At 62.4% G+C, this 26,006-nt stretch carries 24 protein-coding genes; 4 read left to right on the top strand and 20 right to left on the bottom strand.

Annotation, left to right across the window (positions count from 1 at the left end):
* Nucleotides 1-19 precede the first annotated feature (19 nt).
* The 4 genes from dnaX to recR all read left to right on the top strand — a co-directional run bounded on the left by dnaX (nucleotide 20) and on the right by recR (nucleotide 4,399).
* A complete protein-coding gene (gene dnaX, locus AD664_RS21490; RefSeq protein ID WP_053149520.1) occupies nucleotides 20-2,095 on the top strand; it encodes a DNA polymerase III subunit gamma/tau in 2,076 nt (691 codons plus the stop codon).
* A gap of 63 nt (nucleotides 2,096-2,158) precedes the next feature.
* Complete coding sequence (locus AD664_RS21495; RefSeq protein WP_003183512.1) at nucleotides 2,159-2,497, top strand: YbaB/EbfC family nucleoid-associated protein; 339 nt, start codon at nucleotides 2,159-2,161, stop codon at nucleotides 2,495-2,497.
* Nucleotides 2,498-2,695: 198 nt separating this feature from the next.
* Entirely contained in the window at nucleotides 2,696-3,730 is a 1,035-nt protein-coding gene (locus tag AD664_RS21500) for an NADP-dependent oxidoreductase (protein WP_053149523.1), read from the top strand.
* Nucleotides 3,731-3,796: 66 nt separating this feature from the next.
* Nucleotides 3,797-4,399, top strand: coding sequence for a recombination mediator RecR (gene recR, locus AD664_RS21505; protein ID WP_053149567.1), 603 nt, complete (start codon nucleotides 3,797-3,799; stop codon nucleotides 4,397-4,399).
* Between the two features lie 111 nt (nucleotides 4,400-4,510).
* Here recR and AD664_RS21510 read toward each other — a convergent pair whose 3' ends face one another.
* From AD664_RS21510 to ccoO (AD664_RS21605), 20 genes are all read right to left on the bottom strand, one after another.
* Nucleotides 4,511-5,059: an adenine phosphoribosyltransferase gene (locus AD664_RS21510; protein WP_053149526.1), complete on the bottom strand. Its 549-nt coding sequence runs from the start codon at nucleotides 5,057-5,059 to the stop codon at nucleotides 4,511-4,513.
* Nucleotides 5,060-5,135: 76 nt separating this feature from the next.
* Nucleotides 5,136-5,870 (bottom strand): fumarate/nitrate reduction transcriptional regulator Fnr, encoded by a 735-nt coding sequence (fnr, locus tag AD664_RS21515; RefSeq protein WP_053149529.1) that lies wholly within the window; start codon nucleotides 5,868-5,870, stop codon nucleotides 5,136-5,138.
* Nucleotides 5,871-5,964: 94 nt separating this feature from the next.
* A complete protein-coding gene (hemN, locus tag AD664_RS21520) occupies nucleotides 5,965-7,347 on the bottom strand; it encodes an oxygen-independent coproporphyrinogen III oxidase (protein WP_053149531.1) in 1,383 nt (460 codons plus the stop codon).
* Between the two features lie 220 nt (nucleotides 7,348-7,567).
* Nucleotides 7,568-8,251 carry a sulfite exporter TauE/SafE family protein gene (locus tag AD664_RS21525; protein WP_053149534.1) on the bottom strand — a complete coding sequence of 228 codons (684 nt, stop codon included), beginning with the start codon at nucleotides 8,249-8,251 and terminating at the stop codon, nucleotides 7,568-7,570.
* Nucleotides 8,244-8,462 carry a cbb3-type cytochrome oxidase assembly protein CcoS gene (ccoS, locus tag AD664_RS21530; RefSeq protein WP_042728028.1) on the bottom strand — a complete coding sequence of 73 codons (219 nt, stop codon included), beginning with the start codon at nucleotides 8,460-8,462 and terminating at the stop codon, nucleotides 8,244-8,246. The genes AD664_RS21525 and ccoS overlap by 8 nt, the downstream gene beginning before the upstream one ends.
* A gap of 24 nt (nucleotides 8,463-8,486) precedes the next feature.
* A complete protein-coding gene (locus tag AD664_RS21535) occupies nucleotides 8,487-10,937 on the bottom strand; it encodes a heavy metal translocating P-type ATPase (protein ID WP_053149537.1) in 2,451 nt (816 codons plus the stop codon).
* 162 nt (nucleotides 10,938-11,099) lie between these two features.
* Entirely contained in the window at nucleotides 11,100-11,639 is a 540-nt protein-coding gene (locus AD664_RS21540; RefSeq protein WP_042728026.1) for a FixH family protein, read from the bottom strand.
* Between the two features lie 11 nt (nucleotides 11,640-11,650).
* Entirely contained in the window at nucleotides 11,651-13,066 is a 1,416-nt protein-coding gene (gene ccoG, locus AD664_RS21545) for a cytochrome c oxidase accessory protein CcoG (protein WP_042728025.1), read from the bottom strand.
* Nucleotides 13,067-13,324: 258 nt separating this feature from the next.
* A complete protein-coding gene (locus tag AD664_RS21550; RefSeq protein ID WP_053149540.1) occupies nucleotides 13,325-14,323 on the bottom strand; it encodes a phosphoesterase in 999 nt (332 codons plus the stop codon).
* A 402-nt stretch (nucleotides 14,324-14,725) separates the two neighbouring features.
* Complete coding sequence (locus AD664_RS21555; RefSeq protein ID WP_053149545.1) at nucleotides 14,726-15,196, bottom strand: hypothetical protein; 471 nt, start codon at nucleotides 15,194-15,196, stop codon at nucleotides 14,726-14,728.
* 1 nt (nucleotide 15,197) lies between these two features.
* Entirely contained in the window at nucleotides 15,198-19,598 is a 4,401-nt protein-coding gene (locus AD664_RS21560) for an RHS repeat-associated core domain-containing protein (protein WP_256207124.1), read from the bottom strand.
* A 103-nt stretch (nucleotides 19,599-19,701) separates the two neighbouring features.
* Complete coding sequence (locus tag AD664_RS21565; protein WP_053149549.1) at nucleotides 19,702-20,112, bottom strand: type II toxin-antitoxin system VapC family toxin; 411 nt, start codon at nucleotides 20,110-20,112, stop codon at nucleotides 19,702-19,704.
* Nucleotides 20,113-20,367 carry a type II toxin-antitoxin system Phd/YefM family antitoxin gene (locus tag AD664_RS21570; RefSeq protein ID WP_053149578.1) on the bottom strand — a complete coding sequence of 85 codons (255 nt, stop codon included), beginning with the start codon at nucleotides 20,365-20,367 and terminating at the stop codon, nucleotides 20,113-20,115.
* A gap of 149 nt (nucleotides 20,368-20,516) precedes the next feature.
* Nucleotides 20,517-21,500, bottom strand: coding sequence for a cytochrome-c oxidase, cbb3-type subunit III (ccoP, locus tag AD664_RS21575; protein WP_042731113.1), 984 nt, complete (start codon nucleotides 21,498-21,500; stop codon nucleotides 20,517-20,519).
* Nucleotides 21,497-21,682, bottom strand: a complete 186-nt coding sequence (locus tag AD664_RS21580) for a CcoQ/FixQ family Cbb3-type cytochrome c oxidase assembly chaperone (protein ID WP_003183474.1) — start codon at nucleotides 21,680-21,682, stop codon at nucleotides 21,497-21,499. Before AD664_RS21580 ends, ccoP (AD664_RS21575) begins: the two co-directional genes overlap by 4 nt.
* A gap of 6 nt (nucleotides 21,683-21,688) precedes the next feature.
* Complete coding sequence (ccoO, locus tag AD664_RS21585; RefSeq protein WP_003199605.1) at nucleotides 21,689-22,297, bottom strand: cytochrome-c oxidase, cbb3-type subunit II; 609 nt, start codon at nucleotides 22,295-22,297, stop codon at nucleotides 21,689-21,691.
* Nucleotides 22,297-23,739, bottom strand: coding sequence for a cytochrome-c oxidase, cbb3-type subunit I (gene ccoN / locus AD664_RS21590; protein WP_042731114.1), 1,443 nt, complete (start codon nucleotides 23,737-23,739; stop codon nucleotides 22,297-22,299). The genes ccoO (AD664_RS21585) and ccoN overlap by 1 nt, the downstream gene beginning before the upstream one ends.
* A 490-nt stretch (nucleotides 23,740-24,229) precedes the next feature.
* Nucleotides 24,230-25,186, bottom strand: coding sequence for a cytochrome-c oxidase, cbb3-type subunit III (gene ccoP, locus AD664_RS21595; protein ID WP_047737788.1), 957 nt, complete (start codon nucleotides 25,184-25,186; stop codon nucleotides 24,230-24,232).
* On the bottom strand, nucleotides 25,183-25,386 hold the full coding sequence (locus tag AD664_RS21600; RefSeq protein WP_042731116.1) for a cbb3-type cytochrome c oxidase subunit 3: 204 nt from the start codon (nucleotides 25,384-25,386) through the stop codon (nucleotides 25,183-25,185). The genes ccoP (AD664_RS21595) and AD664_RS21600 overlap by 4 nt, the downstream gene beginning before the upstream one ends.
* Before the next feature lie 5 nt (nucleotides 25,387-25,391).
* Nucleotides 25,392-26,000: a cytochrome-c oxidase, cbb3-type subunit II gene (gene ccoO, locus AD664_RS21605; RefSeq protein ID WP_042731117.1), complete on the bottom strand. Its 609-nt coding sequence runs from the start codon at nucleotides 25,998-26,000 to the stop codon at nucleotides 25,392-25,394.
* Nucleotides 26,001-26,006: the final 6 nt, after the last annotated feature.

Below are 26,006 nucleotides of genomic sequence, written 5' to 3' on the forward strand. Positions count from 1 at the left end.
TTCGTTGCGACGGTTTTCGATGAGTTATCAGGTTCTTGCACGTAAATGGCGTCCGCGCTCGTTCCGCGAAATGGTCGGCCAGACCCATGTGCTCAAGGCTCTGATCAATGCCTTGGACAGCCAGCGGCTGCACCACGCCTACCTGTTTACCGGAACCCGTGGCGTGGGCAAGACCACGATCGCGCGGATCATCGCCAAATGCCTGAACTGTGAAGCCGGTATCACTTCGACCCCGTGTGGCGAGTGTTCGGTCTGCCGGGAAATCGACGAAGGCCGTTTCGTCGACCTGATCGAGATCGACGCCGCCAGTCGTACCAAGGTCGAGGACACCCGCGAGCTGCTCGATAACGTGCAGTACGCCCCGAGCCGTGGGCGCTTCAAGGTCTACCTGATCGACGAAGTGCACATGCTCTCCAGTCATTCCTTCAACGCGTTGCTCAAGACCCTCGAAGAGCCGCCGCCCTACGTCAAGTTCATCCTGGCGACCACCGACCCGCAGAAACTTCCTGCGACGATCCTGTCCCGTTGCCTGCAGTTCTCCTTGAAGAACATGACCCCGGAGCGGGTGGTCGAGCACTTGACCCACGTCCTGGGCGTGGAGAACGTGCCTTTCGAAGACGATGCATTGTGGCTGCTCGGTCGCGCCGCCGATGGCTCGATGCGCGATGCCATGAGCCTGACCGACCAGGCCATCGCGTTCGGCGAGGGCAAGGTCATGGCGGCCGATGTGCGGGCCATGCTCGGCACCCTCGATCATGGCCAGGTCTATGACGTGTTGCAGGCGCTGATCGAAGGCGATGCCAAGGCTCTGCTCGAAGCTGTGCGTCACTTGGCCGAGCAAGGCCCGGACTGGAATGGCGTGCTTTCGGAAATCCTCAACGTGCTGCACCGGGTCGCCATCGCCCAGGCCTTGCCCGAGGGCGTCGACAACGGCCACGGCGACCGTGACCGGGTGCTGGCGCTGGCCCAGGCGCTGCCGGCCGAAGACGTGCAGTTCTACTACCAGATGGGCCTGATCGGTCGGCGCGATCTGCCCCTGGCGCCGGACCCGCGCGGTGGCTTCGAAATGGTCCTGCTGCGGATGCTCGCGTTCCGCCCGGCCGACACGGCGGACGCCCCGAGGCAACTGCTAAAGCCAGTGGGGATCAGCCAGGCCACAGCTGATTCCGCCAAGCCAGTGGCTGCCGCGCCCGTCGTTGCGCCGGCAGTGGCTTCTGCTCCGCCAGCGCCGGCACTTGTGGCAGAGCCGGTCTTGGCGCCGGCCGTCGCACCTGCCGCGCCCGAGCCTGAGAAAGTGCCCGAGGCCGAACCCGAGCCAGTCGCCGAGGCGGTGGTCGATTTGCCCTGGAACGACCCGGTCGAGCCGCCCATCGTCCAGCAGCCAGCGGTGGAGCCCGTACTGGAAACCGTCGCCGAGCAGCCCGAGTTGCCGCCGATGCCCTTGCCGACGCCCGACAGCGTGGTGCCCGAGGCGCCCGAGTGGGTCGCCGCCCCGGTGCCGGAGCCGACAGTGGCCGACGTCGCGATCGCCACGCCGGGCATGGACCTGGATGACGAACCGCCGCTGGACGAAGACTATATTGAACCGGACCTGGACTCGGCCTACAGCTACCTGGACGACCTGGCCAGCGAGCATGCCGCCGAACCGGCTCCCGAGCCGGAACCGGAACCGGCGGCGATGCCGGCCACCGGTCTGGCCTTGCAATGGCTGGAGCTGTTCCCGAAACTGCCGATCACCGGCATGACCGGCAGCATCGCCGCCAACTGCACGTTGATTTCCGTGGAAGGGGACCACTGGTTGCTGCACCTGGACCCGGCCCACAGCGCATTGTTCAACGCCACCCAACAGCGTCGCCTGAACGAGGCGTTGAACCAGTACCACCAGCGCACCCTGACGCTGAGCATCGAGCTGATCAAGCCTGAGCAGGAAACCCCGGCCCAGGCCGCGTCCCGTCGCCGTGCCGACCGTCAGCGCGAGGCCGAGGAGTCGATCCACGGTGATCCGTTCATCCAGCAGATGATGCAACAGTTCGGCGCGGTGGTGCGTCACGATACTATCGAACCTGTCGAGGCCCCGGTCACCCAGGGCTCATAACTGAGGGCGTCGGGCCGAATGGGCCGGCGCTTTGTTTACCCAAGTACTTTCGAGGTGATTCCCATGATGAAAGGTGGCATGGCCGGCCTGATGAAGCAGGCGCAGCAGATGCAGGAAAAAATGGCCAAGATGCAGGAAGAGCTGGCCAACGCCGAAGTCACCGGCAAGTCCGGCGGCGACATGGTGACCGTGGTCATGACCGGCCGCCATGACATCAAGCGCGTCAGCATCGACCCGAGCGTGGTCGAAGGCCTGAGCGAAGATGACAAGGAAATGCTCGAAGCGCTGTTCGCCGCTGCCGTGAACGACGCGGTGCGCAAGATCGAAGCCAACAGCCAGGACAAGATGTCCGGCATGACCGCTGGCATGCAACTGCCACCGGGCATGAAACTGCCGTTCTGATTCGCCATCCCGTTCGGGATGGGCTACACACAATGCCAGGCATCGCGCCTGGCATTTTTGTTTCTGCTGCGCAGCGGGCACCGTTGTGGGCGCGAGCCTGCTCGCGAATGGGGCCCTGCGAACAAACATCGAACGCCGCCCCCCCGGTAATGGTCTGCTCCCTATAACTGTTCACTCAACGATCAAGGAGACGCTTCCATGTCACAAGCATCGACCTCCAACCAGCGCATCGTCCTCGCGTCCCGTCCCAAGGGGGCTCCCACGGCGGAGAACTTTCGCATCGAGCAAGTGACGTTGCCTGACCTGGCGGACGGACAAATCTTGCTCAAGACCCTGTTCCTGTCCCTGGACCCCTACATGCGTGGGCGAATGAGCGATGCGCCTTCCTACGCGGCGCCGGTGCAAATCGACGAGGTGATGACGGGTGGGGCGGTCAGTCGCGTGGAGCGTTCGCGGCATCCGAAATTCCAGGAGGGCGACCTGGTGGTCGGGGCCACGGGCTGGCAGAGCCACAGCATCAGCGACGGACGCGACGTGATCCCTGTCCCGTCCGGGCTGCCCAGTCCGTCGATGGCCCTGGGCGTGTTGGGCATGCCAGGCATGACCGCCTACATGGGACTGATGGACATCGGCCAACCCAAGGCCGGGGAAACCCTGGTGGTGGCGGCAGCCTCGGGTGCCGTCGGTTCGGTGGTCGGCCAGGTGGCGAAGATCAAGGGCCTGCGTGTGGTCGGCGTGGCCGGCGGTGATGAGAAATGCAAGTACGTGGTCGACGAGCTCGGGTTCGACGCCTGTATCGATCACCGCAGCGAACATTTTGCTGAAGAACTGGCCCAGGCCTGCGACAAGGGCATCGACATCTATTACGAGAATGTCGGCGGCAAGGTTTTCGACGCCGTGGTGCCACTGCTCAACGCCAAGGCACGGATCCCACTCTGTGGCCTGATCGCTTCCTACAATGAACATCAGCCGCCCAGTGGCCCGGATCGCTTGCCGCAATTGCAGCGAACGTTGCTGACCAAGCGCGTGCGGATGCAGGGCTTCATCGTGTTCGACGACTACGGTGACCGACAGCCGGAGTTCATCAGCGCCATGGCGCCCTGGGTCCGGGATGGCAAGGTCAAGTTCCGCGAAGACGTGGTCGATGGCCTGGAAAATGCGCCGCAAGCTTTCATCGGCCTGCTGGAAGGGCGCAACTTCGGCAAGTTGGTGGTACGGGTCGCTCAGGATTGAGTATTTGACGCTAATCGGAGGCGCGGGTATAAACCGCGTCTCGTTGTCATGTCGGACATTTCCTCGATGAGCTTCAGCCCTTTGATTCGCCAACTGATCGATGCCCTGCGAACCTTGCCGGGTGTAGGTCAGAAAACTGCCCAGCGCATGGCGTTGCAATTGCTCGAGCGTGATCGCAGTGGCGGTTTGCGTTTGGCCCAGGCCCTGGCCCAGGCCATGGAGGGGGTCGGGCATTGCCGTTTGTGCCGCACCCTCACCGAAGATGACCTGTGCCCGCAATGCGCCGATTCGCGCCGGGACGACAGCCTGTTATGCGTCGTGGAAGGGCCGATGGATGTGTACGCGGTGGAGCAGACCGGGTTCCGCGGGCGCTATTTCGTGCTCAAGGGGCATTTGTCGCCGCTCGATGGCCTGGGACCGGAAGCCATCGGCATTCCCCAATTGATCGCGCGCATCGACGAGGCAGGTACCTTCACCGAAGTCATCCTCGCCACCAACCCGACGGTCGAAGGCGAGGCCACCGCCCATTACATCGCCCAACTGCTGAACAACAAGGGCCTCATCGCCTCTCGCATCGCCCATGGCGTGCCGCTGGGCGGGGAGCTTGAGTTGGTGGACGGCGGGACGCTGGCGCACTCGTTTGCCGGGCGCAAGCCGATTACCCTCTGACAAGCACCCGAAAACCCCTGTGGGAGCGGGCTTGCTCGCGAAAGCGGTGGATCAGCCACATTTATCTGGCAGACACACCACTTTCGCGAACAAGCCCGCTCCCACAGTCGGTTAGCGTTCGCTCAGGGAAAATTGCGTCAGGCAATACGTCGGGATGCCCATGTCTTCCAGGCGCTGGGAGCCCAGCAGTTCCGGCAGGTCAATGATCGCTGCCGCCTCGTGGACCTTGGCGCCCATGCGGCGGATCAGGTTGGCGGCGGCGATCAGCGTGCCGCCGGTAGCGATCAGGTCATCGAACATCACCACCGAGTCCCCTTCGCACAGGCTGTCGGCGTGCACTTCCAGGAAGGCTTCGCCGTATTCGGTCTGGTAACCCTCGGCCAGCACGTCCGCTGGCAGCTTGCCTTGCTTGCGAAACAGCACCAGCGGTTTGTTCAGTTGATAGGCCAGGATCGAGCCGATCAGGAAACCGCGCGCGTCCATCGCACCGATATGGGTGAACTCCGCCTCGACATAGCGGTGGGCGAAGCTGTCCATCACCAGGCGCAGGGCGGTCGGGGACTGGAACAGCGGGGTAATGTCGCGAAAGATCACGCCTGGCTTGGGGAAGTCGATCACGGGGCGGATCAGGGATTTGATGTCGAAGGAATCGAAGACCATCGTCGAAGTGTCCTGGCAGGGCTGCAAACGCGGCAGTATAGCGCGGCTGGGGTAATCCCTCAGCCGCGCTCGTCCATCAACCGTCGATCGAGCCGCCGGCCAGGGCGCACAGCTGGATCGGGTCGAGGATGTGAATTTCCTTGCCTTCGGCGGCAATCAATTCGTTCTGCTGGAAGCGGGTGAAGACCCGGGACACGGTTTCCACCGCCAGGCCCAGGTAGTTGCCGATTTCGTTGCGCGACATGCTCAGGCGGAACTGGTTGGCCGAAAAGCCCCGGGCGCGAAAGCGTGCGGAGAGGTTCACCAGGAACGTGGCGATGCGCTCGTCGGCGGTTTTTTTCGAGAGCAGCAGCATCATCTGCTGGTCGTCGCGGATTTCCCGGCTCATCACCCGCATCAACTGGCGACGCAACTGCGGCAATTGCAGCGCCAGTTCGTCGAGGCGTTCGAACGGGATTTCGCACACCGAAGTGGTTTCCAGCGCCTGGGCCGAAACCGGGTGGGTCTCGGTGTCCATGCCTGACAGGCCGACCAGCTCGCTGGGCAGGTGGAAACCGGTGAGCTGTTCTTCGCCCCCATCGCTCAGGTTGAAGGTTTTCAAGGCGCCCGAGCGCACGGCGTAGACGGAATCGAAGGTGTCGCCCTGGCGGAACAGGAATTCTCCTTTTTTCAACGGGCGTCCCCGTTTAACGATCTCGTCCAGCGCGTCCATGTCCTCCAGGTTCAACGAAAGTGGCAGGCAGAGGGGGGCCAGGCTGCAATCCTTGCAATGAGCCTGGTTGTGGGCGCGCAGTTTGACTGGCTCGGACATTTCTTAAATCCTTGTGGGAAAACACACATAGGCCGTAAGGGTACCCCAGCACAGGGGGTTGGGCCAGTGTGGTTTTACCGTCAAATTGTCGCGCTTAGATGACGCGGGAGAATCTTTGTCGGGTGTGCTGCTCCAGATAGGCGTCAAAGACCATGCACACGGCGCGCACCAGCAGGCGTCCGGCGGGCAGCACGGCGATGTGGTGGTCGTCGAGTTCGATCAGGCCGTCCTGCGCCATGCTGAGCAATTGCGGCCACAGCGGTGCGAAGTAGGCGCGAAAATCGATGCCGAAGGCGTGCTCGATGTCGGCGAAGGCCAGGTCGAAATGGCAGATCAACTGCTGGATCACCGCGCGTCGCAGGCGATCGTCGGCGTTGCAGATCAACCCGCGGCTGGTCGCCAGTTGGCCGTCGGCGAGGGTGTTCTGGTAATGGGCCAGGTCGCTGCTGTTCTGGCAATACACGTCGCCGATCTGGCTGATGGCCGATACGCCGAGGCCGATCAGGTCGCAGTGGCCGTGGGTGGTGTAGCCCTGGAAGTTGCGTTGCAGGGTGGCTTCTTCCTGAGCGATCGCCAGGTCGTCGTCGGGCAGGGCGAAGTGGTCCATGCCGATGTAGCGGTAGCCGGCGGCGGTCAGTTGTTCGATGGTGCCTTGCAGCATCGCCAGTTTCTGCTCCGGGTTGGGCAGGTCCTGGCCGTTGATGCGCCGTTGGGGCATGAAGCGTTCCGGCAGGTGGGCATAGTTGAACACCGACAGACGGTCCGGTTGCAGGTGGATGACTTCTTCGACGGTGCGGGCAAAGTTTTCCGGGGTCTGCTTGGGCAGGCCGTAGATCAGGTCGATGTTGATCGAACGGAACTGCAAGGTGCGCGCGGCTTCGATCACGGCGCGGGTTTCGTCCAGGCTTTGCAGGCGGTTGACCGCGCGTTGCACGGCGGGGTCGAGGTCTTGCAGGCCGACGCTGACCCGGTTGAAACCCAGCTCTCGCAACAGCCCCATGGTCGACCAGTCGGCTTCCCGGGGATCGATTTCGATGCCGTAGTCGCCCGAATCGTCGTCCAGCAGGTTCAGGTGCTTGCGCAGCTTGCCCATCAGTTGGCGCAGTTCGTCGTGACTGAGGAAGGTCGGGGTGCCACCGCCCAAGTGCAACTGCTCCACCCGCTGGGCCGGGTCCAGGTGGCAGCCGATCAGTTGGATTTCCTGCTCCAGGCGTTGCAGGTAGGCGTGGGCACGGCCCCGGTCCTTGGTGATGACTTTGTTGCAGGCGCAGTAGTAGCAAATGTTCGCGCAGAACGGCACATGCACATACAGCGACAGTGGTCGCAGGGCCTTGCGGCTGTCACGCAGGGCGTGGAGCAGGTCGAAGGTGCCCACCTGGCTGCCGAACTGCGCCGCAGTCGGGTACGAGGTGTAGCGCGGTCCCGCCAGGTCGTAGCGGCGGATCAGGTCTGAGTCCCAACGAATGGCGTCGAGCATGCGGGCGTTCCCCGGATAGGCTGGCATGGGCGGAGTCTAGGGGGGCGGACGGCGGGGCGTGTTGATTTGCATCAACGGGGGCGGCCGGCAAGGACCGCTGCACGTCCTCTGTGGGAGCGGGCTTGCTCGCGAAGGCTGCGGTACATCCAACATTACCGAAACAGATAGACCGCTTTCGCGAGCAAGCCCGCTCCCACAGGGGGGGGGCGGGGAATCCCTGTCAATGCCCCATGAGCCAATGCTGGTGCGGCCCTGGCAGTGTCCAGAGGCCGAAAAGTATCACCAGCAAGCCGCCGGCCATGCGCACGCTGCGTTTGCGCAGCAGGGCAGTGATGCGTTCGGCGGCCAGGCCGGTGGCGAGCAGCACCGGCCAGGTCCCGAGACCGAAAGCCAGCATCAGCAGGGCGCTGTCCAGCGCATTGCCCTGGCTGGCGGACCACAGCAGGGTGCTGTAGACCAGTCCGCAAGGCAGCCAGCCCCACAGCGCGCCGAGCAACAAGGCCCGGGGCAGGCTCGACACCGGCAGCAGGCGGTTGGCGACGGGTTGGATGTACCGCCACAAGCCGCGGCCCAGGCCTTCGATGCGGGTCAGGCCGCTCCACCAGCCCGCCAGGTACAGGCCCATGACGATCAGCAGCAGGCCGGCCAGTATCCGCATGAACATCGCCGCCGGGCTGTTGGCCACGGCCCAGCCGGCCAGCCCGATCAACAGGCCGGCGCAGGCATAGCTCAGGATCCGTCCCAGGTTGTAGGCCAGTAGCAGCCGCAAGCGCCGGCTGCGCTGTTGCTTGGGGATCGCCAGGGTCAGGGCGCCCATCAGGCCGCCGCACATGCCCAGGCAATGGCCGCCACCCAGCAGGCCGAGGATCACCGCCGAAACCAGCAAGGGTGCCAGGTCATGCATGGGGCGGGGCCTTGTCGTCCGGCCCGCGGGCCTGGCCGTCGGCTTCATCCACCGCGGCCTGGTGATTAGGGTCCTGGTCGTCGAACAGGATGCTGTGGGCCGGGCCGTCGAGGTCATCGTACTGCCCGCTGTCCACGGCCCAGAAGAAAATGTACACGGCGATGGCCACGATCAGCAGCGCGGCCGGGATCATCACGTAGAGAGCTGGCATCTGGGAACTCCATGCCCGCGCGGCTCAGGCCGGCAGCGGGCGGGTATCGGGCGTGGTGTCGAACACTGGCGTGCGCGGCTGACGGGTCAGCCTGAGCGCGTTCAACACCACGGTCAACGAACTGATGGACATGCCGACCGCCGCCCACACCGGCGTAATCCAGCCGAGGGCGGCGAACGGCAACATGAGGCCATTGTACAGGCCTGCCCACACCAGGTTCTCGATGATTACCCGGCGGGTGCGTCGGGCCAGGTTGAAGGCGTGGACCAGGGCGTCGAGGCGGTTGGACAGCAGCACGGCGTCGGCGCTGGTCTTGGCAAGGTCGGTGGCCGAACCCATGGCAACGCTGATGTCCGCTGCCGCCAGCACCGGCACGTCGTTGACCCCGTCGCCGAGCATCAGCACCTTGCGGCCCTGCTGGTGCAACTGCTGCAACACGGCCAGTTTGTCGTCCGGACGCAGGCCGCCCCGCGCCTCGTCGATGCCCAGGTCGGCGGCGACACTGGCCACCATCGGCGAACTGTCGCCCGACAACAGCAGTGTCCGCCACCCCCTGGCCTGGCAGGCGGCCAGCAGGGCCGGGGCATCGGCGCGCAGGCGGTCGTCCAGGACGAACCAGGCCAGCGGCCCGCCGGCATCGCCCAGCAACAGCCATTGCCCGGGTTCGTCCGGCATCGTCGGTACGGTTGCGCCGCTCAATTGGCAGACGAAACCGGGTTGGCCGATGCGCAGGCGTCGCTCTTCCACCAGGCCTTCCAGCCCCAGCCCGGGAGTGCTTTGGACGTGCTCGGCGGCCACGGGGGCGCGGCCGAAGGCCCGGGCGATGGGGTGCTCGGAGCGATTTTCCAGGGCCGCGGCCAGGGCAAGGCATTGGTCGCTGTCGAGGGCGGCCAGCGGTCGGATGGCACGCAACGCCAGGCGACCTTCGGTGAGCGTGCCGGTCTTGTCGAAAATCACCGTGTCGATCTGGTTCAGGCCCTCCAGCACATGGCCGCGGGTCAACAGCAAGCCGAGCTTGTGCAGGGTGCCGGTGGCGGCGGTGAGCGCCGTCGGCGTGGCGAGGGACAGCGCGCAAGGGCAGGTGGCGACCAGCATCGCCAACACGATCCAGAAGGCCCGGGCCGCGTCCAGTTGCCACCACAGCAAGCCGATCGCCGCTGCGGCGACCAGGGAGAACAGCAAGAACCACTGGGCGGCGCGGTCGGCGATCTCCGCCAGCCGCGGTTTCTCGGCCTGGGCCCGCTCCAGCAGGCGCACGATGGCCGACAGGCGGGTGTCCTGGCCGAGCGCCAGCACTTCCACCGTCAGGGCGCCTTCGACGTTGAGCGTGCCTGCTGTGACCACATCGCCCGCCTGGCGTGGCTGGGGTAGGTATTCGCCGGTCAGCAGCGACTCATCGATGCTGGATTGGCCCTCCAGGATCCTGCCGTCGGCCGGCAGCACCGCCCCTGGATGCACCAGCACCCGGTCGCCGTTGCGCAACTCACTGAGCAGGATCCGTTCGCTCTGGCCGTCATCCGCCAGACGCAGGCACGAGGCCGGCAACAGGTTGACCAGTTGCGCGGTGGCCGCGGCCGTGCGTTCCCGAGCCCGGCGCTCCAGGTAACGGCCGGCCAGCAGGAACAGGGCGAACATGCCCACGGCATCGAAATACAGCTCGCCGGCACCGGTGATCGATGTCCAGATCCCGGCGATGTAGGCACTGCCGATGGCCAGGGACACCGAGACGTCCATGGTCAGGTGCCGGGTGCGCAGGTCGCGCATCGCGCCCTTGAAGAAGGGCGCACAGCTATAGAAGACGATGGGCGTGGTGAGGAACAGGGCCACCCAGCGCAGGATGGTGTGCATCTCCGGGCTCAGGTCGATGTTGAATTCCGGCCAGGTGGCCATGGTCGCCATCATCGCCTGGAACCACAGCAGCCCGGCCACGCCCAACTGGCGCAGGGCCAGGCGATTCTGGGCCGCCAGCTGCTCGCTGGCCTGGTCGGCCTGGTACGGATGAGCGACGTAGCCGATCTGGCGCAATTGGGCCAGCAGCGTGCTCAGTGGCAATTGAGCGTCGGCCCAGCGCACATGCAGGCGATGATTGGACAGGTTCAGCCGCGCCTCGGCCACCGCCGGCAGGCTGCGCAGTTGCTTTTCGATCAACCAGCCGCAGGCGGCGCAACTGATACCTTCCATCAACAGGGTGGTTTCGGCCAGCTCGCCTTCATGGTGCACGAACGACTGCTGCACATCCGGGCGATCGTACAGCGCCAGCTCATCGGTCAACTGCACCGGCAGGGTTTCGGGGTTGGCCGACGCTTCGCTGCGGTGCTGGTAATAGCTCTCCAGGCCGCCTGCGACAATCGCCTCGGCCACCGCCTGGCAACCCGGGCAGCACATCTCGCGGGTTTCACCCAGGACAACGGCGGTGAAGCGGCTGCCGGGAGGGACGGGCAGGGCGCAGTGGTAGCAGGGCTGGGGAGTGGTCATGGTTGTCGCATGAAGGCCTTTATGGCTGGGGCGTTTGCGGGTTTATGGGCGCTGTTGTGGCGAGGCGGGCTTGTTCCCGCTCGGCTGCGCAGCAGTCGTAGTCGGATGAGCCGGTCAGACGAAGAACGGGGCCGCTTCGCGACCCCGCCACCCAGAGGCGATTTACTTCTTCAGGTCTTCGGCGCCTTGCAGCGGTTCATCGCCCAGCAGGATGTCCTGGCCATGGTTGACCTGTTCTTCTTCGAACAACCGCCAGGTCTTGTCGTTCTCCACCCCCAGCAATTCGACAAAGCGTCGGCCTTCGATCTTGTCCGCCAGTTGGCCGACGTAGCGACCGGGTTCGCTGTCATTGCGGGTCAGGACGATCTTGCGGTCCTTCTCCGGTTGGGTCGGGGAGATCAGGCTCAATGCCAGCGTCTGCGGGCGGCTGTTGCCGTTCAGGTGCAGGTTCACTTCGCCGGTGACGTCGTCCAGTTGCACGTTGGCATGCAGTTGCAGGGTCTGGGCCAGCAATTCGCGCTCCAGCGAACGGTTGATGCCCTTGCCGGCCTCGTAATAGTTGTCGTTGACCAGGTTGTCCGGGTTTTTCACCGCAATGGTCACCATCGTCAGGCTCAGTGTCACCGAACAGGTCAGGATCCCGATAATGATCCACGGCCAGAGGTGCTTGTACCAAGGGCTGGTGGCGGTTGCTGCAGGCATGTTCAGTTCTCTCAACGAGTTTGTGGGCCGATGAATCGGCTCTTGGCTTCGACGTGAACGCTTTCGTCATCGGCATCCTTGAGGATGAAGGTCACCTCGTTGGTGCTCGATGGCAATTGCTCCGGTGCGCTGGACAATTCGACCGGCTGGCTGAAGATCTCGCCGGCCGCGACCTTGATTTCCCTGCGGCCTTGCAGCTTCAGGTCGGGCAGGCCGGCAGCTTCCAGGACGTAGGTGTGGTCACGCTGGTCCTTGTTCATGATCTTCAGGCTGTAGACGTTCTCGATCCGCCCCTCGGCGTTTTCGCGGTACAGCACGCGGTCCTTGCTGACGTCGAAACCCACCAGCGAGCGCATGAAGAACGCCGCGACCAGCAAGCTGATCATGGCCAGCAGCACCAGGGCGTAGCCGATCAGCCGCGGACGCAGTTTATGGGTTTTTTGCCCGGACAGGTTGTGTTCGGTGGTGTAGCTGATCAGGCCGCGGGGGTAATCCATCTTGTCCATGATGTTGTCGCAGGCATCGATGCAGGCCGCGCAGCCGATGCACTCGATCTGCAGGCCATCGCGGATGTCGATCCCGGTCGGGCAGACCTGGACGCACATGGTGCAGTCGATGCAATCGCCCAGGCCCAGGGCCTTGTAGTCGACGCCTTTCTTGCGCGGGCCACGGCTTTCGCCGCGACGCGGATCGTAGGATACGATCAGGGTATCCTTGTCGAACATCACGCTCTGGAAGCGGGCGTAAGGACACATGTAGATACACACTTGTTCGCGCAGCCAGCCTGCGTTGCCGTAGGTGGCGAGCGTGAAGAAACCGACCCAGAAATACGACCAGCCGTCGGCCTGGCCGGTGAAGAACTCGAACACCAGCTCGCGGATCGGTGTGAAGTAACCGACGAAGGTCATGCCGGTGACGAAGCCGATCAGCAGCCAGAGGCTGTGCTTGGCGAACTTGCGCAGGAACTTGTTGGCTCCCATGGGCGCCTTGTCGAGCTTGATGCGTTGGTTGCGGTCACCCTCGGTGACCTTCTCGCACCACATGAAGATCCAGGTCCACACGCTTTGCGGACAGGTATAGCCGCACCAGACTCGCCCGGCATAGACGGTGATGAAAAACAGCCCGAAGGCGGCAATGATCAGCAGCCCGGACAGCAGGATGAAGTCCTGGGGCCAGAAAGTCGCGCCAAAAATAAAGAATTTGCGTTCAGGCAGGTTCCACCAGACGGCCTGGTGGCCGCCCCAGTTCAACCAGACCGTACCGAAGTACAGCAGGAACAGGACCGCTCCACCCACCATCCGCAGGTTGCGGAACAGGCCGGTGAAGGCACGGGTGTAGATTTTTTCCCGAGAGGCGTACAGGTCGACGCTTTTGTTCGCGTCCTTGGCAGGCGGGGTGACGTCATGTACCGGAATCTGATTACTCATCAAAATGCATCCCACGGCAGTGGAAAAGTGCCAAGGCCAGTACGTGCCGACCACGGTCACAAAGGGGTGTTGCAGTGGCGCAATGATACGCCTGTCGCTCTAGCTCAAGGGTGCGACCTTTGGTCGCGTTGGGCGCAAGGGTCGAATGGTGTAGCGGATGTAACAAGTCATGATCCAGATCAATTGACTTGTCGAGTATAGCCGTCCAGCCGCGGCGGACGACGCCAATGGGCACCCCCTTTGACGCCGCTTGAAAGGCTACCGGACCTCAACGGTGTGACTGGCGACAGGATTGCGCCAGTCGTTGTCGGCAATGATGTGCACGGTCAGGTGTTTCCTGTCGTCGGAGAGCTTGGCATGCAGCCAGGTTTTCCGGACAGCCGAGCCGCTGGTGAACAAAGGCACGTCGCCGTAGGTGTAGTTGGGCGGATGGGCCCCGGGCTTGTTGTTCCCGTCGACGGAAAATACAGCGGTCACGCCATGATCCTCGATCAATTGCTTGAAACGGGTGATCTCAGCCACCGGGACTGGCCAGCGGAACGGCTGGTTCAGGCTCAACAGAATGATTTTTCCCTGAGAGCGCGCCTGTTGCAGGTCGCGCTCCAGCCAATCGAGGGACGCGGTAATTTCGTAGGCGGTGGTATTGAACACGGCGTGGGTGGAAAAATTCACCGAATAGGTGGGTTGGTTATGCAATTGAACCAGGTGCACATCCCCAAAATCCCTGGCGTAGGCCAGGCTTCCATACCAGGTTTTCGTCAGGCCTGAAGCCCTGGCCGACAAGTCCATGTTCCGGGCTTTTCCCCAGTAGCGTTCTTTGAAGTCGTCGACACTTCCGGCCGCACAACTGGCGCAACTTTCGACATTGAAGTCGTAGTCATGATTGCCCAGGCCGTAGTCATAGCTATTGTTCAGTTTGTTCTGCAAGACCGTCTTGATATAAGAACGCTCGCTGGCCTGACCTGACCGGGTCAAGTTGCCGTTGATCATGACAGGCACCGCGGCAGGCCCTCCTGATTGCGCACGGAACTCGGCGATGCTGGTGTACTGTGCGTCGATCAGCCAGCGGGAGCGGGACGCCGTATCGCTGGCCGATTCGGCCTCATCGTTTTCGGATTTTTCGCTGGAGGGGTACTTCGGGCTGGCGGCAAATACGATAGCACTGGGTGCTACATCCGCCGCCCATGAATGAGCGGCCGGCACGCTGTAGAGAACTAACAAGGCGGATAGAAGTTTCAAGTCAGTCAGTTTTTTCATGGAAATCCTTTTCTATGAATAATGGATGTTTGTTCCAGGGACGACTGTAGCGAGATGAACTTACGCGTGCCAGAGTGGAGGGCGGTGGCATTGATAGTGTTTGTGTCAGTGAGATAACAGGACAATTTCGGTGGCGTACGCCCGGAAGATCTTCACTGAGGCACGAGGGCGGGCGTTCAGGAAGTTTTCGAGTTTGTAGGAAATAACGTTGAACAGGTCCATTTAGCCCCCGGGCGTCCTTTACTAATCTGAGAATTTGCCGTCTTCTTCCGTCCACCTAGGTCGCAACCGATGCTTGTCTTCAAAAGACAGTATGAGCTCTGCTGACATAGTCGTGGCCTCTAATCGCTGTGCGGTCTGCCCGCTACCGTAAAGGTCAGTAAAGTAATGATGTCGCTAACATTATTGTTGACCACCAAGCCATGAAGAAAAGTCAGAGATATAAATTTCATCTAGCCTCAAGTCTGGCGGTATATCTTCAATGCTGTCAGCGATTTCATCATAGGGGGAAGGTAATACGTAAGAAAAGCCGAAGTCCTCATCGAGGATAAGTGAGCCGTTGAAGATTCTTTGGCGCCCCGTAAGATTTTTTATTTGGCCAAATGACATGCCTGTGGAAAGTGCATCTCTATACAGTCCCTTGTAGTGGGTATTGCAACCAATGGAGAAAATTGTTCCGTCGGGAAGTGTCGAGATTGTGATGGTGTTATCCACCACGTACGCTGTTCTCGTTTCGTTATCGGGCAGGTTGTAGAGTTTTACTTCGACTTTGTATTTTTCATACAGCTCATTGGCATAGGTTGAAATATTTTCCCCAAGCAAGATATTGGCTGCGGAATGTTTTGATTTTATCTCTGCCCTAAAATCAATCATTTTATGATCCATTCATCAGTGTGCCGTTTACATAGACAGGGGAGTCTTTGATAAGGTCGTAATTTTTAAAGTCGCCATGGCCGATTCGGCCGAATACGACATCTTCTCCGGCTTTGTTGGATTTGTACACTTTCCAATAGTCATTGCCGTGAATATTGGGCTGGGTGGGGCTACCACCTGGATGGTAGTCAAGTTTGTAGGTGGCTCCGGATTTTGTGGTTCGAACATATTGAACGTGTTGGATAGCATCAGGTCTGCCTGCCTGGGGATAGGTTTTTGTCCAGCCTCGGGCTGTCAGGTATCCATCGACATCGGCGGGGGTTTTACCGGACAGTTTCCCAACCCATCTTTTAGTGATCGTGTTTTTTCTGGCGAAGCCTTTCGCCGTTGAACAGCTTAAGCCTAATGGATCGACATAACTGGCGGGGTTTGGCGCGTAGACATAGAAATTGAGTCCCCCCGCCAACCCAATCGGATCCGGCGTCGTAAACCTTCCGACATCCGGATCATAAAACCTGAACGTATTGAAATGCAGCCCCGTCTCCCGGTCCAGGTACTGCCCCTGGAACCGCAGGTTTTGCTCTTCGATGTAATACGGCTCGCGCACCTCTTCCAGCGTCTTGCCCCACACACGATAGGTCGCTTGCCAGGCGCTGTGGCCATCGGCTTCGGTGAGTTGTTCCGGCAGGCCGTTGAGGTCGTTGTGGTAGTAGCGGACCTTTTGCAGTGGGCCAGTGCCGTCTACTCGGGCCAGGGGCTCGTAGCCGTTATCTTCGTAAAGGTACAGGCTGGATTGCTGGTGGCGATGTTCCAGCAGCAGCCGCAGGCCGTCCCAGGTGAAGTGGGTTTCGCCCAGCGGGTAGCCGTTTGTGTCGTGTTCGATCTTGGCGATGCGTCGGCCCAGCGGGTCATAGGTCATGCGCACAACGGTGCCGTTCTCGTTGCGCACTTCGATCAAGCGGCTTTCGGCGTCGTAGGCGAAGCGCTGCAGGCCGCGGGCGGCACTGCGCTTTTCGATCATCCGGCCAAAGGCATCGTAGCGGAAACGCTTGTCCTCATACGTCAGCAACTTGTTGTGAACCACCAGGCCAGCGCCGGCTTGCGGGCCGTCCAGCAGGTTGGCGGCGGCGTCGTAGGCGAAGGCCTCGCGCTGGCCGTGCAGGCTGTCCTGGCTGGCGATGATGCGGCCGGTGGCGTCGTAGTGCAGCAGTTGGCGGTGCTGTGCGGCCGGTTGCTGGTCGAGTTTGCCGATCAGGTTGTCGGCGGGGTCGTATTCGAAGTGTTTTTGCACCGCCGCCGGCAGCCGCGAAGGCTGGCCGGTGTGGTGGCGTTGGCGCGAGCGAAGGCGGCCGCTGCGGTCATATTCGCTGCGGGTGCTGATCTGCCCTTGGGTGCGCAGCACTTCGCGGTGCAGGCGGTCGCGTTCGAAGTCGCTGATGACCTGGCCATCGAGGTTGATCTGGTGCAGGTGACCGCTGCCGTAGTACAGGCGATTGATCCAGCGGCCATCGGGCAGTTGAGCCTGGATCAGGTTGCCGAGTTCGTCGTAACGGTGTTGCAAGCTGCCGGCGGCGCTGTTTTCGGTCAGCAACTGGCCGAGGGCATCGTAGGCGAAGCTCAGGCGTCGGGTAGAGCCCTGACGGTCGGTGAACGTGACCGCGATGAGCCGCTCCAGCGGGTCATAGGTGTATTCGGTGCGGCCATCGTCGGTGATTTTGGCGATCAGCCGACCCACGGCGTCGCGCTCCAGTCGATGGACGATGGGCGGCTGAGGCGCTTCGGAGACGACTGCCAGGCCGGTGCCGTGAGGGGCCGGAACGGCCTTCACCGCCGCGAGGTTGTTTAGTCGGTCGTAGGCGTAGCGCTTGGCGCTGCCGTCCAGATCCTGTTGTTCGGCCAATCGGTCGCCAGCATCCCAGGCAAACCGATAGCTTTCCCCATTCTCATTGACCAGGGCTTGCAGTCGTCCATAGCTGTCGTACGCAAACTGCACCTGTCGGCCTTGGGCATCGGTACGTTGGCGCACCTGGCCACGGCGGTTGTGTTGGTAGAGCGTGGTGTGTCCGGCCGGGTCGGTGTAGCCAGTCAACTGGCCGGCGACGTCGCGCTGGTAAAGCTCGCTGCGGCCGTCCGGCAGTTGGCTACCGAGCAAGCGGCCTTGGGCGTCGTAGCTGAACTGGGTGCGTTCGCCGAGGGCGTCGGTGATGGTTTGCAAATAGCCGCGCGAGTCGTAGCTGAAGCGCGTCGGGTAGCCTGAGCAATCGATGTGCTCGACGAGTTGCCCGAACGGGTTCCAGCGCAGCTTCTTGCGCTTGCCAGTGGCGTCGATGATCTCGATGACTTGGCCGTGGGCGTCGTAGCGGTAGCGGGTGACGTGGCCCAACGGGTCGGTTTCGGTGATGCAGTTGCCGCGCTGATCGTAGCGGTACGTCCAGCTGTGGCCGGCGGCGTCGGTGTCGGTCAGTGGCAGGGCCCAGTGTTCCAGCCACAGGGTGGTGTTGCTGCGGCCCAGTGGATCGGTTTCGCCGATCAGGTTGCCGGCCTCGTCGTAGCTGTACCCATAGCGTCCGCCTTGTGGGTCGGTGGCGCTGAGCAACTGGCGTTCGTCGTTCCACTCGAACAGCCAGGTCTGGCCGAGGTTGTCGGTCGAGCGGATGATCTGGTGCTGGTTGTTCCAGTGACGGGTGCTGGTGCGTTGCAAGCTGTCGGTGATGCACGTGGTACCGGCCGCCAGGTCATAGTCGAACTGATAGGCGTCGCCTTCGTCGGTCCAGTGCCGGATTACGCGCCATTCCTGGTCGTCGATCAGCGCCCATTCGTAGAAGCAGCGCAGGCTGGTGGGCAGTTGGTGCTCCACCATCCGCCGCCCGGCGTCGTAGCGGAAGCGCCGTTGCACCTGGCCGGTGGCATCGCGTACTTCGGCGAGGTTGTTGGTCGCGTCGTAGCCGTAGCTGACCAACACGTCCCGCGACTGGTCGGGGTAGAGGCGCTCGATGCGGGTGACACGCTCGCCTTCGCGGATCAGTTCGACCTGCACCAGATCGAAGGTGTCGCGCAGTCGCACCAGGCGCCCGGTGTCGTCATAGTCGAGGTGGATGCGGTTGTCGTTGCGGTCACCCAGTTGGCTCAGGCGCAGAAGCGCGGCCCGGCCCGGGGTCGGCTCGAACAGGCGGTACAGGCCGTCGTCGCTTTCGATCAACAACTGTCCGTTGACGTGCCGGCGCACGGCGAGGCCTTCGCCGGCGCTGAACACCGCGCCGCCCGAGGGGATCGTGCCCATGTCGATAGGGCGGGCCTGTTCGGCGGTGTAGATCAGGGTTTCGCCGCCGTCAGGGTGGGGACGGATCTCGACCTGCACCTCGTAGCTCACGCTCCAGCCGACGCCGAACAGCCCTTCACGGCGCTCGTCGCGGCTGTTGTAGAAACGCTGCCAGTCGATCGGCAGGATGCCCGGCAGGACGAAGTCCAGCTCTTCATCGCGCCCCAGCACCTTGGCCCCGGTGGCGGCGTGCACCGGGTTCGACGAACCCATGGCCGCGTTGGCTGCCGCGCCCATCGCGCTGCTGACCGCCATCGACGCCGCTGCACCGGCCAGCATGCACGGCAGCTTGCTGAAGAACTTGCCCTTGCCGCCCTTGATCATCAGCAGCGCCGTGACCGCCAGCCCCACGCCCGGCGTCTTGCCGCTGCGGATCTCGCGCACCACCACGGTACCGCCGCCGATGGTCACGTCAGGGGAAATCAGCCCCGATGACACAACCTTGGCGTCGCAAGTACTGCGGTCACCGCTGCGCACGGCGGGCTGGCCGTTGATGGTGACCTTGTCCGAGCCTTCGGCCAAAAACTGCGGCGGCATTGGCGGATGCTTCAGGCAGGTGATCATGTCCAGCGGCTTGGGCACGGCGCCGGGCGCGGGCGTGGCGACCGTGGGGCGCCACATCTGCGAGAAGAAGCTCTCGGCCATGTCCAGGTAGCTGGGCTCGGGCTGCGGCTCCTCGAGTTCGGTGCCGGCGGGCGCGACATGGGACTCGATGGCCCCGGCGGCGCGGGCGGCGGGAATGTTGTTGGTCAGGGTGTCGGTGGCGCCAGTGAGGATATTGGCCTGCACCGTGGGCGGAAAGAGGGCGTTGCCGATGCCCTCGCATAAATTGCTCAAGCCTTTGTCGGCCCCGGTCTTGCTCATGGCGATGCCCACCACTGCACCGACCACCGCGCCAAGCAGGAAGCAACCGAGCCCGCCAGTGGCGACGGTGATGCCCGTGGCGGCCACCACGGCGGCGGTGGCCAGGGCCGTGATGGCGATGTTCGCGGCTACTTCGAGCACACCACCGAGGATGTCGGCCATCATCGAGGTGTGTTCCAGCGCATCGCCCAGGCGGGCAGCCCAAAGTGCGTCAGACATGCCGGAGCCCCGGACGTTTGACGGCCATTTGCTTGAAGGGGTCTATACCTAGCACTACGCCTGTCTCCTTGGCGATGAGTTGAGGATCCGTTGTAACGTTATTTCAGCTTGACCACGGATTGAGCAGCGCCACGCCACTGCCCTGGAAATCGTTCACGTTGCGGGTGACCAAGGTCAGCCCGTGGACCAGCGCGGTTGCGGCGATCAGTGCGTCGCATTCATTGCAGCGGTCCGGTACCTGCAGCCGGGCGCAGCGCAGCGTGACGGCGCGGTCTATCGTCAGGATTCTACCTGCGAACGCAGGCATCACATGGTTATCCAGCCATTCACGCAAGCGGCTGCCTTGAGCGGGGTCTTTGCGTTCGAAGCGCAATACGCCGGCTTCCAGTTCCAGTACGGTAATTGCCGAGACATACAGGCTGGGGGCAGGAACGCTGCGCGCCCAGGCTTGGACGTTTCTATCTGCTTGAGGTTTGCGCAGTTCCGAAATGACGTTGGTATCGAGTAAGAACATTCAGGACAGGTTCACCGAGCGGGGAGTGATGACGGCTCGCTCGGTCTCGAAATCGATATCCGGCGCATCGGGCATGACCAGCAACTCGACAATGCTGGCGTTGACGCCGGTCAGTTTCTGGTACTCCTCAATGCTTAGCAGCACGTGGGCCGGCTTGCCACGGTCGGTGATGATAACCGGCCCGTCGCGGGTGGCTTTTTTGGCACCACTTGTGTCGTGGTTGAATTCACGGCTGGAGAGTGTGGTGATGGACATGGCGGTGCCCCACATTGAGCTTGAATGTAGGCACGTTACTACTTGTGCCAATGGCCGACAAGCGCAGCAGGACAGGTTTCGCGACACCGTGAACGAAAAGGCCCCGTCAATGTGCATTGACGGGGCCTTTTGTGTTTCAGGCGAAAGCCTTACTGGGCGTCAGCGGCCGGAGCCTTTTCGCCGTGGGACAGGCTGTAGACATAGGCGGCCAGCAGGTGGACCTTGTCGTTGCCTTGCAGATCGGCCTGGGCAGGCATCTGGCCCTGGCGACCGTAGCGGATGGTCTGCTGCAGTTGTGCGAAGCTCGAACCGTAGATGAACGCGCCAGGGTGGGTCAGGTCAGGTGCGCCCATGGCCGGCGTGCCTTTGCCGGCCGGACCATGGCACGCCACGCAGTTGGCCGCGAACAACTTCTGGCCGTTGGCCGGGTCGGCCTTGGCGCCTTCCGGCAGTTTGCGACCGTGCAGGCTGGTGACCAGGTAGGCGGCCACATCGGCAACCCCTTGCTCGCCAACCACGGCAGCCCAGCCCGGCATGACGGCGTGACGACCGCCCATGATGGTGGTCTTGATGGTTTCCGGCTCACCGCCCCAGCGCCAATCGGCGTCGGTCAGGTTGGGGAAGCCGTAGGCACCCTTGGCGTCGGAACCGTGGCAGACCGAGCAGTTGGAGGCGAACAGGCGGCCACCCATCTTCAGGGCTTGCGGGTCCTTGGCGACTTCTTCGATCGGCATGGACGCGAACTTGGCGAAGATCGGACCGAACTTGGCATCCGAACGAGCCATTTCCTTTTCCCACTCGTGAACGCCCGTCCAGCCGGTCTGGCCGTTGGCGAAAGCGGTCTGTTTCTCGGTGTCCAGGTAGTTATAGCCTGGCAGCAGGCCTTTCCAGTTGCCCAGGCCCGGGTAGAGCACCAGGTAGCCGAGGGCGAACACGATGGTGCCCACGAACAGCATGAACCACCATTTGGGCAGTGGGTTGTCGTACTCCTCGATCCCGTCGAAGGAGTGGCCGACCGTCTCTTCGGTGGCTTCGCTGCGCTGGCCCTTGCGGGTCGACAGCAGCAGCCAGGTCAGGGAGAAGATCGTTCCCAGGCTGAGGACTGTGACGTACAGACTCCAGAACGTAGTCATTCTTTGTTACTCCTAGAAGCTTGCTCGACGTGCTTGATGGCTTCGGGATCATCCGCGAACGGCAGCAAGGTCGCGTCGTCAAACTCCGACTTGCGCTTGGGGCTGAACACCCACAGGGCCAGGCCGATAAAAGCCACCATCACGACGACGGTGCCCAGGCCGCGAATCATCCCGATATCCATTAAGAATCACCGTTTGCTTTTGATGATGGTGCCCAGGCCTTGCAGATAGGCCACCAGCGCGTCCATTTCAGTCTTGCCCTTGACGGCATCCTTGGCACCGGCGATGTCTTCGTCGGTGTAAGGCACGCCCAGGGTGCGCAGGACTTCCATTTTTTTCGCAGTGTCTTTGCCGTCGAGCTTGTTTTCTACGAGGAACGGGTAGGCCGGCATCTTCGATTCCGGCACGACGTTGCGCGGGTTGTACAAGTGCGCACGGTGCCAGTCGTCGGAGTAGCGGCCGCCAACGCGGGCCAGGTCCGGACCGGTACGCTTGGAACCCCACAGGAACGGGTGATCCCAGACGCTTTCGCCGGCGACCGAGTAGTGGCCGTAGCGTTCGGTTTCGGCGCGGAACGGACGGATCATCTGCGAGTGGCAGCCGACACAGCCGTTGGCGATGTAGATGTCGCGGCCTTCCAGTTCAAGGGCGGTGCGCGGCTTCATGCCTTCGACCGGCTTGTTGGTGACGTCCTGGAAGAACAGTGGAACGATCTGGGTCAGGCCGCCGATGCTCACGGCGATGACCATGAAGAAGGCCAGCAGGCCGATATTCTTCTCTACTGCTTCGTGCTTCATCAGTGAGCTCCAACTACGGCGATCTTGGCGGCGGCTTCAGCTTCAGCCGGGTCAGAGGCACGAACGGTGCGGTACACGTTGTAGGCCATCAACAGCATGCCGCTGGCGAAGAACGCGCCGCCCAGGGCACGCACGATGTAGCCAGGATGGCTGGCCTGCAGCGCTTCGACGAACGAGTAGGTCAGAGTGCCGTCGTCGTTGATCGCACGCCACATCAGGCCCTGGGTGATGCCGTTGACCCACATCGAGGCGATGTAGAGCACGGTACCGATGGTGGCGAGCCAGAAGTGCGCGTTGATCAGGCCGGTGCTGTGCATCTGCGCGCGACCGAACAGTTTCGGGATCATGTGGTAGATGGCGCCGATGGAAATCATCGCCACCCAGCCGAGCGCACCGGCGTGTACGTGGCCGATGGTCCAGTCGGTGTAGTGGGACAGGGAGTTGACGGTCTTGATGGCCATCATCGGGCCTTCGAAGGTCGACATGCCGTAGAACGCCAGGGACACCACCAGGAACCGCAGGATCGGGTCGGTGCGCAATTTATGCCAGGCGCCCGAGAGGGTCATCATGCCGTTGATCATGCCGCCCCAGCTTGGCGCCAGCAGGATGATCGACATCGCCATGCCCAGGGACTGCGCCCAGTCCGGCAGCGCGGTGTAGTGCAGGTGGTGCGGACCGGCCCAGATGTACAGGGTGATCAGCGCCCAGAAGTGGACGATGGACAGGCGATAGGAGTAGATCGGACGCTCGGCCTGTTTCGGCACGAAGTAGTACATCATCCCCAAAAAGCCGGTGGTCAGGAAGAAGCCCACGGCGTTGTGGCCGTACCACCACTGGATCATCGCGTCGGTCGCGCCCGAGTAGGCCGAGTACGACTTGAACAGGCTGACCGGCAGCGACATGTGGTTGACGATGTGCAGCATGGCCGTCACGACGATGAAGGCACCGTAGAACCAGTTACCGACATAGATGTGCTTGGTCTTGCGCTTGACGATGGTGCCGAAGAACACCAGACCGTAGGTCACCCAGACAATGGCCAGCAGAATAGCCAGGGGCCATTCCAGTTCCGCGTATTCCTTGGTGGTGGTGAAACCCATTGGCAAGGTCACGATCGCGCCGACGATGACCGCTTGCCAACCCCAGAAGGTGAAGGCGGCGAGGCTGTCGGAGATCAGTCGCGTTTGGCAGGTTCGCTGCACGACGTAGTAAGAAGTGGCAAACAACGCACAACCACCGAAGGCGAAGATCACCAGGTTGGTGTGCAGCGGGCGCAGGCGTCCAAATGTCGTCCATGGCAGATCGAAGTTCAACTCCGGCCAGACCAGTTGCGAGGCGATGAAGACACCGAGCCCCATGCCAAGGATCCCCCAGACCACCGTCATGATGGCGAACTGGCGGACTACCTTATAGTTATAAGCAGTCGGACTGATTGCTGTGCTCATTCTAAGGTTCCACGGTTTGGGTGTTTTATTAGGATAAAAATCGGTCGCAAGTATGGAGAAAGCGGGGGGTCATTGCAACGCGCCATGACCTGGGTCAATGCTTTCCGACGCTGATTCTGCGGCCTTTCCATGTTCCGTGTAGGGACAAAATCGGCCCACGGAAAAATGTCGCGACAAAGGAAAGCGGCGAGGGGTTCAGGTCGGTTGTAACGGGGTGTGTTCAAACGCTGCGTTCGAGGGATGCCGGGCAATTGTCGCAACAGCCGGTATTCCCTGCCTTTGCGGCTTTTCTTGTCGAACGATTGTCGGACACATCGGGTCGGGTCGACCTGAAACAGGCAGTCGCCAATGCACGCAAAGGCAAGCTTAGACCCGATTCTCAGGAACCGAAAGAAAGACCTTGGGAGGGTGCGACAAATAGAAGCAGCTACGCGTTTCGAGCTGCAAGCTGCAAGCGAGCACGCGTCGCTTGCAGCTTTTGCTTTTGCTGTTACTTGAGGCTTGCAGCCTGCGGCTTGCCGCTCAACTGCGTATCACTTTTGGAAAGGCTGTAAACGTAAGCGGCAAGCAGTTGCACCTTGTCATTGCCGAGCATTTCATTCTGCGCCGGCATATGGCCCTGGCGACCGTGGCGAATGGTCTGTTGCAACTGGGCCAGGCTGGTGCCGTAGATGAAACCGGCCGGTTGCGTCAGGTTAGGCGCGCCCATGGCTTCGGTGCCCTGGCCGTTGGCGCCGTGGCAGGCGACGCAGGTGGTGTTGAAGGCCTGCTGGCCGGCTTGCAGATCGGCGCCGCTGTCCGCTGGCAACGGCAGGCCGGCCAGGTCATGGCGCACGTACGCCGCGACGTTCTTGACCCCGGCGTCCCCAAGCACCTCGCCCCAGGCCGGCATCGCCGCCATGCGGCCACCCATGATGGTGGTCTTGATGGTGTCGGCCGCGCCGCCCCAGCGCCAGTTGTTGTCGGCCAGGTTCGGGAAGCCGAAGGCGCCCTTGGCGTCCGAGCCGTGGCAGACCGAGCAGTTGGAGGCAAACAGGCGAGCGCCCATTTTCAGGGCTTGTGGGTCCTTGGCGACTTCTTCCACGGGCATCGCGGCGAACTTGGCGAAGATCGGCCCGAACTTGGCGTCGGCCTTGGCCATTTCCTTTTCCCATTCGTGGGCACCGGTCCAGCCATTCTCGTAGCCGGGCAGGATGCCTTTCCAGTTGCCCAGGCCCGGATACAGGACGAGGTAGCCGACGGAAAACACCAGGGTGCCGGCGAACAACAGGAACCACCATTGCGGCAGCGGGTTGTCGTACTCCTCGATGCCGTCGAAGCTGTGGCCCATGGTCTGGTCGACGCTGCCCTTGGTCTCGCCCTTGCGGGTACCGATCAGCAGCCAGGTCAGGCCGATCAGGCTGCCGAGGGTCAGTACGCAGATCCACGTACTCCAGAAGGTGGTCATGGCCGGGTACTCCTTGTTGCAGGGTCTTGGGGATTGGCGGTATCGGCGGGTGGCTCGTCGGCGAACGGCAGCAGGCGCGCCTGGGCGAATTCCGGGCCGCGCTTGCTGCTGAACGCCCACAGGAGCAGGCCGATGAAGGCGACGAAGACCACGATCGTGCCCAGGCCGCGGATCATTCCAGTGCTCATTTCAAGAAACATGGGGCTCACCTCTTGCTCTTGATGGCAGTGCCGAGCACTTGCAGGTAGGCCACCAGGGCGTCCATTTCGGTCTTGCCCTTGAGCGAGGCCACGGCGCCTGTGATGTCATCGTCGGTGTACGGCACACCCAGGGTGCGCATGGCCCGCAGCTTGGTCTCGGTGTGGCTGCTGTCCACGGCCTGGGTCACCAGCCATGGGTAGGCCGGCATCTTCGACTCGGGCACCACGTTGCGCGGGTTGTACAGGTGCGCACGGTGCCAGTCGTCGGAGTAGCGTGCGCCGACGCGGGCCAGGTCCGGGCCGGTACGCTTGGAACCCCACAGGAACGGGTGGTCCCAGACGCTTTCACCGGCGACCGAGTAGTGGCCGTAGCGCTCGGTTTCGGCGCGGAACGGACGGATCATCTGCGAATGGCAGCCGACGCAGCCTTCGCGGATATAGATGTCACGGCCTTCCAGTTGCAGGGCGGTGTAGGGCTTCATGCCATCCACCGGCTTGTTGGTGACGTCCTGGAAGAACAGCGGCACGATCTGGGTCAGGCCGCCGATGCTCACGGCCAGCACCATCAGCAGCATCAGCAGGCCGACGTTTTTTTCGATTGTTTCGTGTTTCATGGCGGA

Origin of the sequence: Pseudomonas sp. P97.38 (genome assembly GCF_001269745.1) — a bacterium.
Lineage (GTDB): Bacteria > Pseudomonadota > Gammaproteobacteria > Pseudomonadales > Pseudomonadaceae > Aquipseudomonas > Aquipseudomonas chlororaphis_E.

Excerpts from the sequence above, each read along its gene's own strand:
- dnaX (WP_053149520.1), top strand. The coding sequence starts at position 20 with ATGAGTTATCAGGTTCTTGCACGTAAATGGCGTCCGCGCTCGTTCCGC.
- AD664_RS21495 (WP_003183512.1), top strand. The coding sequence starts at position 2,159 with ATGATGAAAGGTGGCATGGCCGGCCTGATGAAGCAGGCGCAGCAGATG.
- AD664_RS21500 (WP_053149523.1), top strand. The coding sequence starts at position 2,696 with ATGTCACAAGCATCGACCTCCAACCAGCGCATCGTCCTCGCGTCCCGT.
- recR (WP_053149567.1), top strand. The coding sequence starts at position 3,797 with ATGAGCTTCAGCCCTTTGATTCGCCAACTGATCGATGCCCTGCGAACC.
- AD664_RS21510 (WP_053149526.1), bottom strand. The coding sequence starts at position 5,059 with ATGGTCTTCGATTCCTTCGACATCAAATCCCTGATCCGCCCCGTGATC.
- fnr (WP_053149529.1), bottom strand. The coding sequence starts at position 5,870 with ATGTCCGAGCCAGTCAAACTGCGCGCCCACAACCAGGCTCATTGCAAG.
- hemN (WP_053149531.1), bottom strand. The coding sequence starts at position 7,347 with ATGCTCGACGCCATTCGTTGGGACTCAGACCTGATCCGCCGCTACGAC.
- AD664_RS21525 (WP_053149534.1), bottom strand. The coding sequence starts at position 8,251 with ATGCATGACCTGGCACCCTTGCTGGTTTCGGCGGTGATCCTCGGCCTG.
- ccoS (WP_042728028.1), bottom strand. The coding sequence starts at position 8,462 with ATGCCAGCTCTCTACGTGATGATCCCGGCCGCGCTGCTGATCGTGGCC.
- AD664_RS21535 (WP_053149537.1), bottom strand. The coding sequence starts at position 10,937 with ATGACCACTCCCCAGCCCTGCTACCACTGCGCCCTGCCCGTCCCTCCC.
- AD664_RS21540 (WP_042728026.1), bottom strand. The coding sequence starts at position 11,639 with ATGCCTGCAGCAACCGCCACCAGCCCTTGGTACAAGCACCTCTGGCCG.
- ccoG (WP_042728025.1), bottom strand. The coding sequence starts at position 13,066 with ATGAGTAATCAGATTCCGGTACATGACGTCACCCCGCCTGCCAAGGAC.
- AD664_RS21550 (WP_053149540.1), bottom strand. The coding sequence starts at position 14,323 with ATGAAAAAACTGACTGACTTGAAACTTCTATCCGCCTTGTTAGTTCTC.
- AD664_RS21555 (WP_053149545.1), bottom strand. The coding sequence starts at position 15,196 with ATGATTGATTTTAGGGCAGAGATAAAATCAAAACATTCCGCAGCCAAT.
- AD664_RS21560 (WP_256207124.1), bottom strand. The coding sequence starts at position 19,598 with ATGTCTGACGCACTTTGGGCTGCCCGCCTGGGCGATGCGCTGGAACAC.
- AD664_RS21565 (WP_053149549.1), bottom strand. The coding sequence starts at position 20,112 with ATGTTCTTACTCGATACCAACGTCATTTCGGAACTGCGCAAACCTCAA.
- AD664_RS21570 (WP_053149578.1), bottom strand. The coding sequence starts at position 20,367 with ATGTCCATCACCACACTCTCCAGCCGTGAATTCAACCACGACACAAGT.
- ccoP (WP_042731113.1), bottom strand. The coding sequence starts at position 21,500 with ATGACTACGTTCTGGAGTCTGTACGTCACAGTCCTCAGCCTGGGAACG.
- AD664_RS21580 (WP_003183474.1), bottom strand. The coding sequence starts at position 21,682 with ATGGATATCGGGATGATTCGCGGCCTGGGCACCGTCGTCGTGATGGTG.
- ccoO (WP_003199605.1), bottom strand. The coding sequence starts at position 22,297 with ATGAAGCACGAAGCAGTAGAGAAGAATATCGGCCTGCTGGCCTTCTTC.
- ccoN (WP_042731114.1), bottom strand. The coding sequence starts at position 23,739 with ATGAGCACAGCAATCAGTCCGACTGCTTATAACTATAAGGTAGTCCGC.
- ccoP (WP_047737788.1), bottom strand. The coding sequence starts at position 25,186 with ATGACCACCTTCTGGAGTACGTGGATCTGCGTACTGACCCTCGGCAGC.
- AD664_RS21600 (WP_042731116.1), bottom strand. The coding sequence starts at position 25,386 with ATGTTTCTTGAAATGAGCACTGGAATGATCCGCGGCCTGGGCACGATC.
- ccoO (WP_042731117.1), bottom strand. The coding sequence starts at position 26,000 with ATGAAACACGAAACAATCGAAAAAAACGTCGGCCTGCTGATGCTGCTG.